General features: G+C 69.6%; 14 protein-coding genes. 8 read left to right on the forward strand and 6 right to left on the reverse strand.

Features of this window, described 5'->3' with window-relative positions; genetic code table 11:
* The first annotated feature begins 26 nt into the window (after positions 1-26).
* From V5E28_RS43235 to V5E28_RS43260, 6 genes are all read left to right on the forward strand, one after another.
* Entirely contained in the window at positions 27-944 is a 918-nt protein-coding gene (locus V5E28_RS43235) for a nitroreductase (RefSeq protein WP_336215881.1), read from the forward strand.
* A 67-nt stretch (positions 945-1,011) separates the two neighbouring features.
* A complete protein-coding gene (locus tag V5E28_RS43240; RefSeq protein WP_336215883.1) occupies positions 1,012-1,860 on the forward strand; it encodes an aldo/keto reductase in 849 nt (282 codons plus the stop codon).
* A gap of 206 nt (positions 1,861-2,066) precedes the next feature.
* Complete coding sequence (locus V5E28_RS43245) at positions 2,067-3,029, forward strand: patatin-like phospholipase family protein (protein ID WP_336215884.1); 963 nt, start codon at positions 2,067-2,069, stop codon at positions 3,027-3,029.
* The gene (locus V5E28_RS43250; protein WP_336215885.1) at positions 3,026-4,249 is read left to right on the forward strand and encodes a macrolide family glycosyltransferase; all 1,224 of its coding nucleotides are present in this window, start codon (positions 3,026-3,028) and stop codon (positions 4,247-4,249) included. Before V5E28_RS43245 ends, V5E28_RS43250 begins: the two co-directional genes overlap by 4 nt.
* Positions 4,250-4,252: 3 nt before the next feature.
* Entirely contained in the window at positions 4,253-4,744 is a 492-nt protein-coding gene (locus tag V5E28_RS43255) for a hypothetical protein (protein ID WP_336215886.1), read from the forward strand.
* The gene (locus tag V5E28_RS43260; RefSeq protein WP_336215887.1) at positions 4,741-5,715 is read left to right on the forward strand and encodes a hypothetical protein; all 975 of its coding nucleotides are present in this window, start codon (positions 4,741-4,743) and stop codon (positions 5,713-5,715) included. The genes V5E28_RS43255 and V5E28_RS43260 overlap by 4 nt, the downstream gene beginning before the upstream one ends.
* A gap of 540 nt (positions 5,716-6,255) precedes the next feature.
* Here V5E28_RS43260 and V5E28_RS43265 read toward each other — a convergent pair.
* The 6 genes from V5E28_RS43265 to V5E28_RS43290 all read right to left on the reverse strand — a co-directional run bounded on the left by V5E28_RS43265 (position 6,256) and on the right by V5E28_RS43290 (position 12,106).
* Positions 6,256-7,611 (reverse strand): hypothetical protein, encoded by a 1,356-nt coding sequence (locus tag V5E28_RS43265; protein WP_336215889.1) that lies wholly within the window; start codon positions 7,609-7,611, stop codon positions 6,256-6,258.
* On the reverse strand, positions 7,608-8,249 hold the full coding sequence (locus tag V5E28_RS43270) for a helix-turn-helix domain-containing protein (RefSeq protein ID WP_336215890.1): 642 nt from the start codon (positions 8,247-8,249) through the stop codon (positions 7,608-7,610). The genes V5E28_RS43265 and V5E28_RS43270 overlap by 4 nt, the downstream gene beginning before the upstream one ends.
* A gap of 419 nt (positions 8,250-8,668) precedes the next feature.
* A complete protein-coding gene (locus V5E28_RS43275) occupies positions 8,669-9,088 on the reverse strand; it encodes a (R)-mandelonitrile lyase (protein WP_336215892.1) in 420 nt (139 codons plus the stop codon).
* 16 nt (positions 9,089-9,104) lie between these two features.
* On the reverse strand, positions 9,105-10,133 hold the full coding sequence (locus tag V5E28_RS43280; RefSeq protein ID WP_336215894.1) for an aldo/keto reductase: 1,029 nt from the start codon (positions 10,131-10,133) through the stop codon (positions 9,105-9,107).
* A gap of 102 nt (positions 10,134-10,235) precedes the next feature.
* Positions 10,236-11,003: a carboxymuconolactone decarboxylase family protein gene (locus tag V5E28_RS43285; RefSeq protein ID WP_336215895.1), complete on the reverse strand. Its 768-nt coding sequence runs from the start codon at positions 11,001-11,003 to the stop codon at positions 10,236-10,238.
* A 56-nt stretch (positions 11,004-11,059) separates the two neighbouring features.
* Positions 11,060-12,106, reverse strand: a complete 1,047-nt coding sequence (locus V5E28_RS43290) for a zinc-dependent alcohol dehydrogenase family protein (protein ID WP_336215897.1) — start codon at positions 12,104-12,106, stop codon at positions 11,060-11,062.
* A 189-nt stretch (positions 12,107-12,295) separates the two neighbouring features.
* Between V5E28_RS43290 and V5E28_RS43295 the strand changes: the two genes are divergently transcribed.
* Both V5E28_RS43295 and V5E28_RS43300 read left to right on the forward strand, forming a co-directional pair.
* Entirely contained in the window at positions 12,296-13,183 is an 888-nt protein-coding gene (locus V5E28_RS43295; protein ID WP_336215898.1) for a helix-turn-helix transcriptional regulator, read from the forward strand.
* A gap of 164 nt (positions 13,184-13,347) precedes the next feature.
* Positions 13,348-14,100, forward strand: coding sequence for an SDR family NAD(P)-dependent oxidoreductase (locus V5E28_RS43300; protein WP_336215899.1), 753 nt, complete (start codon positions 13,348-13,350; stop codon positions 14,098-14,100).
* Positions 14,101-14,115: the final 15 nt, after the last annotated feature.

A 14,115-nucleotide genomic window follows, 5' to 3' on the forward strand; every position in this document is an offset into this window, starting at 1 on the left:
GTCGAACTGAGAGGGAGGGGACGATCGTGGACGTCTATGAGGCGGTCACGAGCCGACGGGCGGTTCGCGGCTTCACCGACCAGCCTGTTTCGAGGGAGGTGCTGGAGCGCGTGCTGTCCGCGGCGGCTTGGTCGCCGTCCGGATCGAACCTCCAGCCGTGGCGTGTCTACGTGATGACCGGCGCTCCGCTGGCCGAGCTCAAGAAGCGCGCCGGCGAGCGCGTGGCCGCGCGCGATGCCTGGGACGAGCGGGAGTACGAGATGTACCCGTCCGCACTGAAGTCCCCGTACCGCGAGCGCCGATCCGCCTTCGGCGCGCAGCGCTACGGCGCACTCGGTGTCGCGCGCGAGGACTGGGAGGCGCGCCAGAGGGCCGCGTCCGCGAACTGGCAGTGCTTCGGCGCGCCCGCCGCCCTGTTCTGCTACATCGACCGCGACATGGAGCCGCCCCAATGGGCCGACCTCGGCATGTTCCTGCAGACCGTCATGCTGCTGCTGCGCGAAGAAGGGCTGCACAGTTGCCCACAGATGGCGTGGTCGGTGTATCGCAAGACCGTCGCGGAGGTCCTGTCGCCCCCGGACGGGCTCATCCTCTACTGCGGCATGTCGATCGGGTACGAGGACGTCACGGTGGGTTACGTCCGTACGGGCCGGGCGCCGATCGAGGAGACGGTCACCTTCGTCGAGGATCCAGTACCGCAATGGCCTGCGGTGTGCCCGAGGCGTCTCCCGCCTGGAGCGGCTGCCGTCGCCCGGTGCCGGCCACACCGTCGACCGGTCGAGCACCACGCAGAAGCTGATCTACCGCCCGCCGCTGCGGTCGACGAAAGCACATACAGCGCGGGGGACCGGCTGCCGGTGAAAGGAAACCAGCCGAGCGGACGTCGCCGCCTTCATGCAGCAGGAAACACACGGCAGCGAGTGGGGCCAACGGGAGTGCCGTGATCACCGACCGACGACGACCGAAGTGACGGTCCCGTCTTCTCACCGGCACCACATCATGAGGAGTGACATGACCAACCAGTTCCGCCTCGGCGGCGACCTGACGATCGACCGCCTCGGCTTCGGCGCCATGCGCCTGCCCCAGGGCAGCCCGGGCGGCCCCGCTCGGGACCCCGAGTCCGGGCGCGCCGTCCTGCGCCGCGCCGTCGAGCTCGGTGTCCACCTCGTCGACACCGCCGACTTCTATCGCAGCCAGAACGGCTCGGTGCGGGCCAACATCCTGATCCGCGAGGCCCTTTCCCCGTACCCGGACGCCCTGGTCATCGCCACCAAGGTCGGCCCGGTCTTCGGCCCCGACGGCCCCGGCCAGGGCACCGCCGCCGATCTTCGGCCTCAGGTCGAAGCCAACCTGGAAAGCCTGGGCCTGGATCGCCTTGACCTGGTCTACCTGCGCATCGGCACGATGGAACCCCCGCACGGAGAGTCGCTCGCCGAACGCTTCGAGGTGCTCGCCGCGCTGCGCGAGGAGGGCCTGATCCGTCACCTGGGCATCAGCAACGTCGATGCCGGCCATCTCGCCGAGGCCCGCACGATCGCTCCTGTCGCGGCCGTCCAGAACAACTTCCACATCGCCAATCGTGACGAGACGGCCGTCCTGGACGCCTGCACGCAGGCCGGTATCGCCTTCGTCCCCTTCTTTCCGCTCGGCGGCGGCAGGGCCGACATCAACGACCCCAATCTGATCAAGGTCGCCGAACGGCACGGCGCCACCGTCCATCAGATCGCCCTGGCCTGGCTGCTGACGCTGTCCCCGGTCACCCTGGCCATCCCGGGTACCGGTTCCGTTGCTCACCTGGAGGAGAACCTGACCGCCCGGTCGATCACCCTCACCGAGGAGGACCTCGCCGACCTCGCCTGATCGCAGAGCGGCACCTTCCACGCGGAGCGGCCCCTGAGCCGGCGTGGCCGCCCGGTCTTAGTCGAGTAACGAATCCAATCAGGCGCCGTGGTGAGAGAGGACGGACCATGAAGGTTACATATCGCCGGAGAGTGGCCTCCTTGGCTCCTGATGGCGTCAGCGGGGGTGGCTCGCCAGGTGGTCGCGGTGATGAGCAGTGTCAAGCCATGACGGGCGACGACGGGCTGCGTTCCTCGAGGCGACCGGGCGAGGTCCCGAAGTCGGTGGGCTTGGGCACCCTTCCCGGTCCCGTGGCGGTGGTGGTAGGGGGCGGGGGAGTGCTCGGGGCTGCGCAGGTTGGTGTCGGGTACGCGTTGGAGCAGAGAGGATTCGTCCCGGACCTGATCATCGGGACCTCGGTGGGCGCCCTCAACGGGGCGATCGCGGCCGCCCACCCCGGCAAGGCCGCACCATGGCTGGAGCTCATGTGGACCCACGTGCGTCGCCGTGAGGTGTTTCCGCTCGGCTACCTGTCCTCACGGGCCAGCATCTTCGCCGATCGCGGACTGCGCAGGCTGATCGCCAGGGCCGGGCTGCCGTCGCGGATCGAACAGCTGGAGATCCCCTTCACCGCGGTGGCCACGGATCTGGCCACCGGCGACCTGGCGCTGCTCGACCACGGAGATCTCGAGTCCGCGCTGCTGGCCAGCGCCGCCATACCGGGGGTCCTGCCCCCGGTGGATCGGGAAGGCCGGACGCTCGTCGACGGCGGGGTAGCCGCCTTTGTGCCGGTACGGGCGGCCCTGCAGGCCGGGGCGGCCAGCGTGGTGGTGCTGTCGACCGGGCCGCAGAGCTGGCCGCTGCGTCCAGCCATCCCGTCCCGGCGGGCCCGCGCAGTCGCCTCCAGAGCAGGTCTGCTGATGTTGTACCACCAGATCCAGCGCGACCTGCACGAGGTATCCGAACAGATTCCGACCGTCGTGCTGCCGACCGGTATCGACACCTGGCCGGCTCCGTGGGACTTCGGCCACTCCCAGCGGCTGATCAACACTGCTGCCCTCGCGGCGGGCTGCTTTCTCGACGGCCTGCGCATCAGTGGGCCCGGGCTGTATTGGGTCGACGGTCCTCCTGCGACATCGGCCGGCCTTGGCGAGGCACGAACCACTCCCGTATCGAAGGTCGGCCGATGAGAACCATCGCGTTCGTCAACATCCCCATGCGCGGACACATCAATCCGACTCTGCCGGTCGTGGCCGAGCTTGTTCGTCGCGGCCACTCCGTCACCTATCACACCTCGCCCGCGTTCGCGAAGGAGATCGAGGCCACCGGTGCGACGGTGTGCCTCTACCCCGGGGGTGACCGACCGCTCCCCGATCCGCCGATGCCGGTCACGCTGCTGGACGGGCTTGCGCGCACCTCCATCGGCCTGCTGCCCGCTGTGCTCTCCGATCTGCGTGACGTCCGGCCTGACCTGATCGTCCACGGCGCGGCCTGCCCCTGGGGCGCGGTCGCCGCCCGCGAACTCGAGGTGCCGGCGGCATCGGCGTTCACCACGTTCGCGTTCAGCCGGCATGCGCCCAGCCCCACCCGCGCCTCGTGGGAACTGCTGGCCGCGGCGGCGACCCGGCCCCGCAATGTCCAGGGCTACCTGCGGTCGCGGTGGCAGTTGCACCGCCGCTACGACACCCGTGGGTTGCCCCTGCTCGACCTGGCGAACGCACGTCAGCCGCTCAACCTGGTCTTCACCTCGCGCGCGTTCCAGCCCGGCGTCGACGCCTTCGATCAGTCGTACAAGTTCGTCGGCCCAAGCCTTGGCGCCCGCCCACCCGACCCGTCGTTCCCGGCCGACCGCCTGCGAACCCCGGTGCTGTACGCCTCACTGGGCACGGTGTTCAATGCCGGCCCGCAGCTGCTGCGCACCTTCGCCACCGCGCTCGCACCGCTGGGCGGCACCGTGATCATCTCCACCGGAGAGACGGATCCGGCCGCGCTGGATCCGCTGCCGGACAACGTGCTCGCTCGCCGCTTCGTACCGCAACCTGAGGTGCTGGCCCGTGCCGCGCTGTTCGTCACTCACGGTGGGATGAACAGCGTCAACGAGGCCATGTACGCCGGGGTTCCGGTGCTGGTGGTTCCCCAGGGCGCGGATCAGCCGCTCGTTGCCCGGCGGGTTGTCGAGCTAGGCGCCGGCCTGTCGATCCGTACCCAGGACGCCGCCGCGGGACCCGTGAACGCCCTCGCCCGACGCCTGCTCGACGAGCCACGCTTCCAGGCCGCGGCTGAAGGCCTGCAGGTCGCCCAGCGCGAGGCCGGCGGCTATCTGCGCGCCGCCGACGAACTCGAGCGCTACCTGCACCGGGTCGGCCGGAGCAGCCGGCCTGCTCCGGCGGGTTCGCCACAGGAGCGCTGAGCGATGTCACCCGTCGTGGTCGTCCTGCTGCTGTTCGCCGGGTTGTCCGAGTCCGCCGGACGGATCCTGCCCCTGATAGCTCGCCGGCCCAGCGTGTCGCGGCCCCATGCGATCCAGCTACTCCTGACCGGTGCCGTGGTCGAGGGCGCTGTGTTCGCGCTGTGGCCACTGACCGCATGGACCCTCGCCGAGCTGGTGCTGTCTCCTCCGCTGTCAGGCGTCGCCGCGTCGACCTGGACACCCGGCCTGGCTGCCCCGCTGCTGCTCGCCGCCGTCCTCGCGTTCCCGCTGCTCGGACCCCTGCTGCACCTGCTGCTTTTCGTGGGGGTCGGGGCCGGCCTGGTCGCCCCGCTCGCCGCGACGACGGGGCTGGGCTGGTGGCCTGCCGCAGGCTGCCTGGCCGTCGCCGGAGTCGGGCTCGGCGCCGCCGTCGAGGTGGTTCGGCGCCTGGTCGTGAAGATCAGTGCCACCGGGGCGCAGGCGGTGATCACATGATCGAGTTCCCGCTCCTTGTCCTGGTGCTCGGTCCGGTCCTGCTCGCCGAAGCGCTGCTCGCCCGCTACGAGGTGATGGCCTACACCGCCGGCTGGCGGACTCCTGCTGCCGAGCTCCCGCAGGACATGCCCTACGCCCGGGGTGCGGACCCCGGCCGTCCTCCGGACGCCTACCTGGTCTATCTGGACGGCATCGGGAAACGTCGCTTCACCGACACCCGGGACGGGGGCCAGCTGGTCAAGGCCCTGATCGCCAAAGCGCCGGAACTGCGGGTGCTGGGGCAGGTGCAGCCCTACTCTCCGCTGGCCGACCCGCTCGTCAACCGGCCTGTGTGGGAGTGGCTTCGCCACCGCATCGGGCTCCTGCTCTTCCTGCACAACGTCATGCAGATCTTCGTCGCCGCCGACCGCCGGTACCGTCCCCTGTACAACCGCGCCGTGGGCACCCAGATCGCCGAGCAGCTGCGCCTGGCCGGTTACCAGCCCGACAGTGGCATACCCGTAGTGCTGCTCAGCTACAGCGGTGGCGCCCAGGTCGCCACCGGCGCGGTTGAGGAACTGCACACCCAGCTACGTGCCCCGCTCCTGCTGATCACCCTCGGCGGGTTCCACAACGGTGCCAACGATCTCACCCACGCCCATCATCTGTATCAGCTCACCAGCGACAGCGACTGCATCGAGCGGGTCTGCACCTGGATCTTCCCTCAGCGTTGGCGGCTGTTCCGCCGCAGTGGATGGAACCGGGCCGTCCGAGCGGGAAAGATCACTGCGCACGGCCTCGACCCTGCCACTCACATGGGGCGGCGCAGCTACATCAGCCCGGAGGCGCGGTTGCCCGATGGACGCAGCTACCTCGACCGCACCGCCGACGCTGTGGTCGCACTCATCCGTGTCCACCGCGCCGCGCCTGCTGCGACAGATGATCCGTTGCCCGAGGGGGCGACCAGGGCACGTACCGCAGGATGGCGTTGAAACCTCTTCATCGGCGACCCACCGGGAGATGTTCGCGGTGGATGACTCTCGCCGTCGTCCAGCCCGGGTACCGGACGGCGCGTCCAGGCCCGGCCAAGCCGGAGCGGTCGCCGCGGGCTCATGGGCGGGGTGCTCTGGCGCGGGTCCAGCAGCCAGGGTCGGGACAGCAGCACGTCGCAGCCGGGACGCTATGTGGAGCAGGCCCAGATGAACCCGAGGTAGCCCTCGAAGGCCGGTAGGTCGATCCCCTTGAGCTCCTGCGCGAGCTCGGCGCCGAAGGCCCACTGCAGGTCGGACACGATGTCGCCGTGCTGATTCCGGGTAAGCCGGTAAAGCTGGGTCCCTGAGGTGGTCTGAAGCGGGCTCTGGCCGGATACTGATCCGGGTGTCGTCGGGCCAGAGGGCCCGAGCTCGCGCCGCGCGCCGCGATGCTGTCGACCGTCCCGAATTCAGACCAATTAGGCGCGAAAGCGGCAGGGGCCGACGACTCGGGCTGGCAAGTGGATCCAGACTTGCCGTAAGCACCCTCTGATCCATCAGTCAGATGCGGGGCGGAGCATCCCTGCTCCGAGACGGCGAGACCAGGGTGTGCTGGGCTATTCCCGAGGCGGTCGCAGAAGTAGGTTTGCCGCGGTGGATCCACAGGAGGGCTGCCACAAGCAATGCGGTGCCTCCCAGCAGCCAGGGAATCGGGCCGGGCGGCAGGACACCTATGAGTAAGCCAGTGAGGGCGCCGGCCAGTTGCAGAGCCAGAGACTGGACGGATAAGGCGGTAGCGCGGCCCGCACTTGTGACACGGCGGTGCAGGAGGTCGTTCTCGCTCGGGCTCGCAGAGCCGCGGCCGAGGTATACCAGGCCGAAGCCGATGGCGGCGAGGACCATCGCTGGTACGCCGGTGGATGCTGCGGTGGCGCCGAGGAGTAGCAGTCCGATGGCGCTGGTTCCAAGGCTTGCCAGGACCGCGCGCTCGCCGCTGCCTGTCAGGCGTGCGATGAGCGGAGCGAGGTGGCTCCCGAGGCCGGAGCATAGGAAACCGGCACAAGCAAGCGAGGCGAAGACCATCGCGCCGGACTCGGATGCGCCGGTCAGAGTCGCGACGCGGCCCGGTGTAAGCAGTTCGATGGCGGCCAGGGCACTGCCGGCGGCCCCCGCGCTGAGGAGGATGCGGCGGACCAGCGCGTCGCGTGCGCCCAGGCGCAGTCCGTCTGCGACGGTGACAGGGATACCTCGCAGTACGCCGCGAAGAGTGGCCGCCGGCCGAGGTGGCTCGCGCAGAGCTGTCAGGACGTACAGCACGAAGGCGATCTCGATCGCGGCGGCCACCAGCAGCGGGATCGACAGAGGAAGGACCAGGCCGGAGGTTGCTTCACTCAGCCGTGTACCCACGTCCGGGCCGGTTGCCAGCAGCCAGGGCACGGCGCCGCCGAGCAGGGTGCCGGCGGCGAGCGCAGCCGATGTTGCGGACTTCCCCCGGGCCAGACCGGTGCGCAGGTCGGCGCCAGGGCCGGCTTGCGCATGGACCATGTCGACGTACCAGGCCTCGGCCGGCCCGCTGGACAGGGCTCGGCCCGCGCCCATGAGGGCCATGCCGCAGGTGAGCACCCAGGGTGTGGCGCCCAGACCCAGAAGTATGAGAGCGGTCAGGTTCAGCACGCCGGCGGCGGCCAGGACGGTTCGGCGTCCAAGGACGTCGGACAGTCCCCCTGTGGGCAGCTCCAGCGCGGCGGCGGTGAAAGAGTGCGCGGCGAAAAAGCCGGCGATGGCCGCGAGGGACATGCCCCGTTCGGTGAAGAGCAGGATCAGGGGCGCGATGGTCAAACCGACCGGAAGCCAGAAGAGCACACAGGTTGTGACATAGCGGCGACGTGCGGCGCGCATGTTCAGCGGCTTGGTCACAATGTGTCCCCGTCCGCAGACGCCGGGAGGGAGGTGTCCGGATCCAGGGCGAGATCGTGCGGTGCGAGGGGCAGTCCGGCGATGAGGAAGACCACCTGCGCGGCGCGTGGGTCGTCCGCGTCACGGGTGGCCAGTTCCTCCACTTTCCGATCGAGCACCTGCCGCAGCTCGGTGAGAGACTCGGGGGTCAGCCGGAGCAGCAGGTCGGATATATCCGATGGTTCCAGCCACTCTTGGCTGAGCCGCCCGGCGGCGATGTCAGCCTCATGCCGGGCAAGGGACGCCTCCAGGTGCTCGATCTGCCGCCTGCGTGCGAAGCTGACGAAGGCGCGGCTTTCCGGCGCGGCGTCCATCTCCTTGTTGCTCCAGGACGTCACCAAGTGCGCCGCCCGCCAGCGGCGCTCTCGCCTGTCGCAGTGCTCGGCCTCGGCGACGAACGCATATCTCGCCAGAACCCGCAGGTGATAGCTGGTGGACGCGGAGGTCTCTCCGGTCCTGACCGCGAGTTCGCTCGCGGTCGCAGGTCCGTCTTGCCGCAACAACCCGAGCAGCCGGATGCGCAAGGGGTGCGTGAGCGCCTTCAGCGCGGCGGCATCCTGCTCAGGGTCGAGAACGCGCTTGTGCTCTTCGCTGACCATGGCCAAAGGGTAGATCCACCAACCGGCTTTCCCAAAGTATTTTTGCAAAAATACTTTGGGAAAGTGCTGCGCGCGAAGGCGGGGCGGCGACGTTCGGACTGAGTTTCAGGCTCGGTGATCGGGTGCCGAAGACGGCCACCTCGGGTGCTGGAGTCCCGAGTCCGAGGCGACGGCTCAGGCGAGGATCTGGACGTACCCGTCGGTTCCGTGAACTCATCGCGGCCGGGCTGCCGCACCTGCGTTACGTGGCCCGCGACACGAGCACCGGCCAGGTGCTCGGCTGGGTATCCGCCTCAGCGGTGTCGGCCCGCCCGGCGTTTGCGGGGTTGAGCACAGCATCTACGTCCATCCGGGTTGCCAGGCGCTCGGCTTGAAGGCGTCAGCGTCCGCGGCGCGATCGACGTCTGTGCGGTTCGCGATCAGCGAGTGTCTGGGGTGGGCTGGGGGTGGTATTCCTCGTCGGTGACCGGCTCGCCCCACTCGGTCTCGGGGACGTCGTCCTGGCCGGCGCCTTCCCACATGGCCAGGTGGGTCATGAAGTGGTCGGGGGAGGCGCCGTGCCAGTGCCATTGCCCCGGCGGCGTGTAGACGGTGTCGCCCGGGCGCATGACGATGATCTCGCCGCCGCGTGCCTGCACCAGTCCGATGCCCTCGGTGACGTGCAGGGTCTGCCCCATGACGTGGCGGTGCCAGGCGGTACGGGCGCAGGGGGAGAAGCGCACCACGTTGACCCGCATCCGGGACGGTTCCTCGCCCCGGTAGATGACGTCGAACCAGACGTCACCGGTGAACGTCTCGGCCGGCCCCTTGGCCGACGGCTGCTTGGAGAGGATCTCCACGGTGGCCTCCTCGTGCTCAGCGGCGGCGTGCGGTGGGCTGAAGGGCCGGGCTGACCCAGCCGTTCTCCGCCGGGTTGATGGTCAGTCCGGGCGGCACGATCTCGTCGATGCGGTCCAGGATGTCCTCCGGCAGCTCGACGGCGGCGGCCGACAGCTGGGATTCGAGGTGGTCCATGGTCCGGGGGCCGATGATCGCCGACGTGATGGCGGGGTGACGCAGGACGAACGCGATGGCCATCTCGATCAGCGTCAGCCCGGCCTGCTCGGCCAGCTCCGCGAGCTGTTCGGCGGCCTGAAGTTTGCGCTGGTTCTCCGGAAGCGACAGATCGAAGCGGTTGGCCAGCCGTCGCCGGGCCGCGGAGAACGGCCCTTCCGACTCGGTGCCTTTGCGGTAGCGGCCGGTGAGCCAGCCGCCGGCCAGCGGGCTGTAGGAGATGACGCCCATCCCGTGGCGGGCACAGGTGGGCAGCGTGTCGGCCTCGATCGCGCGCACGAGCATGTTGTACGGCGGCTGCTCGCAGGTGAAACGTTCCCGGCCGCGTTCGCGGGCGGTCCACTGGGCCTCGACGATCGCCGAGACCGGCCAGGTCGAGTGGCCGACGTAGCGGACCTTCCCGGTCCGGACGAGGTCGGTCAGGGCGCCGAGCGTCTCGTCGATGTCGGTGTCGGGGTCGTAGCGGTGGATCTGGTAGAGGTCGATCCAGTCGGTGCCGAGCCGGCGCAGCGAGTCGTCGACCTCGCGGATGATCCAGCGGCGGGAGTTGCCGCGCCGGTTGAGGTCCTCGCCCATCGGCATGTGCACCTTGCTGGCCAGGACGACGTCGTCGCGGCGGCCGCCGGCCAGGGCCTTGCCGACGATGACCTCGGACTCGCCGTCGGAGTAGACGTCGGCGGTGTCGATGAAGTTGATGCCGGCGTCCAGGGCGCGGTGGATGACGCGGATGCTCTCGTCGTGGTCCTTGGTGCCCCATTCGCCGAACATCATGGCGCCGAGGCACAGGTTGCTGACCGAGACGCCGGTGCGTCCCAGACGGCGGTGTTCCATGGGTTACTCCTGCTCAGGTGCGGGTGATGGGTCGGCGAAGGTGACGTCCCGCTGCAGGCCACCGGCCGAGATGCAGCCCTGGTACCGCGGTAGCAGGCGCCGTCACTGGTCCTCCCTCGTGAGGGTGGCCTCGTCGAGCACGCGCAGCGCGTTGAGGGTGCGCGGGTAGCCGATGAAGGGGATGAGCGCGGTCAGCACCGTGATGAGCCGGTTCCGGTCGTTGCCGACGTTGAGGTTGGCGGCCACGTGCCCCTTGACCTGCGGTTCGCATCCGCCGAGCGAGACGAGCATGGCAAAGGTCAGCAGCTCGCGAGCCGGCACGTCGAGGCCCGTGCGGGTGAGGTGGTCGCCGAAGCAGTTGGCCGACAGCAAGCGCTGAATGTGCTGTTCGTCCTCGGGGGCGGAGGCATAGAGCGCATCGACCCTCTCCGCGCCGACGATCTGTTTCTGGACCGCCAGGCCCCGCTCGGCTCGCGTCTCGGGCGTGGTGGTGGACTGCCCGGGCAGGGGCAGCTCGACGCCCCGCTCGGTGAGCACCTCATTGGTGACGTGCAGGAAATCGAACACCTTGGCCATGCCCACGTACGGCACCGCCTGGTAGACGATCTCCTCGACCTGGACCGGGGTGACGCCGGCGGTCAGCGCCGCGCCGAGCATCACCCGGTATTCGCTCACGGCCTGGCAACCGATCATGGCGGCGAGCTGGACGATCAGCCTGGTCCGGGCGTCGAGGTTCCCGTGGCGCAACACCTCGTCGAAGGCGAAGTTGTCGAAGACCTCGACGAGCTCGGGATCGGTCCGCGCCAGTGTCGAGACATGGCCCGGAAACAGCTCCTCATGGTTGCGGCGTGCCGCGTCGCTGATCGCCATGTGTGCTTCCGCTCCGTTCGCTGCTGGATGAGGTTTCCCCCTGCCGGAAGGCCGGGTCAGGGCCGGATGAGGATCTTGAGCGCTTCCCGCCGGTCCATGGCGCGGTAGGCGCCGGGAATCTCGTCGAGATCCATGGTGACGTCGAAGACCCTGCCCGGCTGTACGGTGCCCTCCAGCACGCCCGGCATCAGATCTTCGATGTAGGCCCGCACAGGGGCAGGGCCGCCGGTCAGGGTGATGTTGGGCCCGAACAGGCTGGCGAACCCGACCGGCGCCTCGTCGTACTGCGGCACCCCGACCCGGGAGATCACGCCGCCGGGACGGACGACGCCGATGGCCTGCTCGTAGGCCGGCATGTGCCCGACCGCCTCCAGGACCTTGGCGGCGCCGTGGCCGCCGGTGAGCTCGCGGACCTTGGTGATGCCCTCCTGGCCGCGTTCGGCGACCACGTCGGTGGCGCCGAACTCCCGCCCCAGGTCGGTGCGCGCCTTGTGGCGGCCCATCAGGATGATCTGCTCGGCGCCGAGCTGATGGGCCGACAGCACGGCCAGCAGGCCCACCGCCCCGTCGCCGATCACCACGACGGTGTCGCCCCGGCCCACATGGGCCCGCTTGGCCGCGTGGTAGCCAGTCCCGTACACATCCGACAGGGTCAACAACCCCGGCAGCAGCGCCGAGTCCTCGGCGTCCTCCGCCAGGGGAGCCTTGACGAGGGTTCCGTCGGCCAACGGGACGCGCACCGCTTCGGCCTGGCCTCCGCCGATCCCGTCCCTGGCCCAGAATCCGCCGTGCAGGCAGGAGGTCTGCAGGCCCTGGCGGCAGAATTCGCAGGTGCCGTCCGACCAGGCGAACGGGGCGATCACGAAGTCGCCGCGGCGCAGCGTCGCGACCTGGGAGCCGACGTCCTCAACGACGCCGACGAACTCGTGGCCCATCGGACTGGGCTCGGAGGAGGCGGGCATGGTGTGGTACGGGTGCAGGTCCGACCCGCAGACACAGGAGCGCACGACCCGCACCAGCGCGTCGGTCGGCTCCTGGAGCGCCGGGTCGGGGATCTGCTCGATCCGCACGTCACCGGCCCCGTACATGAATGTCGCGCGCATATCGCTCCAGCTGGATAACGTCGAAAAGCTCCTACCCAGACGCCAGACGCCAGGCGCCGGGGTGAAGGCCGGCCTCTTGCGCCGGTCCGGCTCCAGCAAACGTTCTTTTGCCGGCCAGCGGGAGTGCCTGCCGTTCCAGGTAACGCCAGTACCTGTCTGGCCACTGAGCAGCTCGCATACCGTGAACACATGGACGATCGAGCCGAGATCCAAGCATTCCTCAGCTCCAGGCGGGCCCGCCTCACCCCGCAGCAGGCCGGCCTTCCGGTCTTCGGCGGCAACCGCAGGGTCAAAGGACTGCGTCGCGAGGAGGTCGCGATGCTGGCCGGCGTCTCGGTCGACTACTACGTGCGCCTCGAACGCGGCAACCTCGCCGGCGCCTCCGACAGCGTCCTGGACAACCTCGCCCGAGCTCTGCAGCTCGACGAGGCCGAGCGTGATCACCTGTTCGACCTCGCCCGACGCTGTGGCCCCCGCACCGCAGCTCCCCGCAAGAGCGCCGCCCGGGGCGTGCGCCCCGCCCTCCAGCAGATCCTCGACGCGATCACCGACGCCCCCGCCTGGATCCGCAACGACCGCCACGACCTGCTGGCCGCCAACCGCATGGCCCGCGCCCTGTACTCCCCGATGCTCGCCGACCCCCGCCGGCCCGCCAACACCGCCCGCTTCGTCTACCTCGACCCCGCCTCCCAGCAGTTCTTCACCAACTGGGACAAGACCGCCGACGACATCGCCGCCATCCTGCGCTCCGAAGCAGGACGCAACCCCCACGACAAAGCGCTCACCGAACTCATCGGCGAACTGTCCACCCGCAGCGAGACCTTCCGCCGGCGCTGGGCCGACCATAACGTCCGCTTTCACCGCACCGGCGTCAAACGGCTCCACCACCCCGCCGTCGGCGACCTCGAACTCAACTTCGAGGCCATGCCCCTTCCCTCCGACCCGGGCCTCACCCTCCTCGTCTACATCGCCGCCGCCGACACCCCCAGCGCCGACTCCCTGCGCCTGTTGTCCACCTGGGCCGCTACCCAAGACCACGAACAACCCCAAGACCACGACCGCTCCACCAGCATCTGACCAGCAGGGACTCGCCACACCCTCCAGCCACGGGCGGCGAGTCCACGCGGTGCCGGCTCCGTCTCTCCCACGGCGCCCCGCTCTGCATTCGGGCTCCTCTTGACGGGCTCGGCAGTGGATCGTATGTTCAACCTACAGGTTGATAAACCGAGAGGTTGAATACAATGCTCCTCGAGAACAAGATCGCTGTGGTGTACGGCGCCGGCGGCTCGATCGGCGGCGCGGCGGCCAGGGCCTTCGCCCGCGAGGGCGCCCGCGTCTTCCTCGCCGGTCGCACACCCGACACCCTCGACAAGGTCGCCACCGACATCCGCTCAGCCGGCGGCACGGCCGAGACGACGCAGGTCGACGCGCTCGACGAGGATGCCGTGAACGCCTTCGCCGACTCGGTCGCCGAGCGGACCGGCGGCATCGACGTCTCCTTCAACGCCATCGACATCCAGGACGTGCAGCGGCCGCTGATGGAGATCACCGCCGAGGACTTCGCGCAGCCGATCGCGACCGCAACGCGAACCCAGTTCCTGACCACGAGGGCCGCCGTCAAGCACATGATCCCGCGCAGGTCCGGGGCGATCCTCATGTTCGGGGGCAGCGGCCCCCAGACGGTGCCCGGGCTGGGCGGCTTCAAGGTCGCGCTCGACGCCATGGAGGGCATCCGGCGGCAGTGGGCCTGCGAGGCGGGCCCGTACGGCATCCGTGTCGTCACCATGGTGACCGGCGGCGTGCCGGAGAGCCTCCCCGAAGGCTTCGCCGCCAAGGACGAGCTGACCGCGAGCCTGCGCGAATCGACCCTGCTGCAGCGGACCGCTACCCTGGCCGACGTGGGGAACGTGGCCGCGTTCGTGGCATCCGACCGGGCCAGGACCATGACCTCGGCGACCGTCAACATCTCCTGCGGCGCGATCGTCGACTACTGACCTCCAAGGAACACC

This window comes from Nonomuraea sp. LPB2021202275-12-8 (assembly GCF_037044575.1).
In the GTDB taxonomy this organism is placed as follows: domain Bacteria; phylum Actinomycetota; class Actinomycetes; order Streptosporangiales; family Streptosporangiaceae; genus Nonomuraea.

Coding starts and splice junctions, on each gene's coding strand:
- V5E28_RS43255 (WP_336215886.1), top strand. CDS start 4,253: ATGTCACCCGTCGTGGTCGTCCTGCTGCTGTTCGCCGGGTTGTCCGAG.
- V5E28_RS43285 (WP_336215895.1), bottom strand. CDS start 11,003: ATGGCGATCAGCGACGCGGCACGCCGCAACCATGAGGAGCTGTTTCCG.
- V5E28_RS43290 (WP_336215897.1), bottom strand. CDS start 12,106: ATGCGCGCGACATTCATGTACGGGGCCGGTGACGTGCGGATCGAGCAG.
- V5E28_RS43295 (WP_336215898.1), top strand. CDS start 12,296: ATGGACGATCGAGCCGAGATCCAAGCATTCCTCAGCTCCAGGCGGGCC.
- V5E28_RS43260 (WP_336215887.1), top strand. CDS start 4,741: ATGATCGAGTTCCCGCTCCTTGTCCTGGTGCTCGGTCCGGTCCTGCTC.
- V5E28_RS43270 (WP_336215890.1), bottom strand. CDS start 8,249: ATGGTCAGCGAAGAGCACAAGCGCGTTCTCGACCCTGAGCAGGATGCC.
- V5E28_RS43250 (WP_336215885.1), top strand. CDS start 3,026: ATGAGAACCATCGCGTTCGTCAACATCCCCATGCGCGGACACATCAAT.
- V5E28_RS43300 (WP_336215899.1), top strand. CDS start 13,348: ATGCTCCTCGAGAACAAGATCGCTGTGGTGTACGGCGCCGGCGGCTCG.
- V5E28_RS43245 (WP_336215884.1), top strand. CDS start 2,067: ATGACGGGCGACGACGGGCTGCGTTCCTCGAGGCGACCGGGCGAGGTC.
- V5E28_RS43240 (WP_336215883.1), top strand. CDS start 1,012: ATGACCAACCAGTTCCGCCTCGGCGGCGACCTGACGATCGACCGCCTC.
- V5E28_RS43280 (WP_336215894.1), bottom strand. CDS start 10,133: ATGGAACACCGCCGTCTGGGACGCACCGGCGTCTCGGTCAGCAACCTG.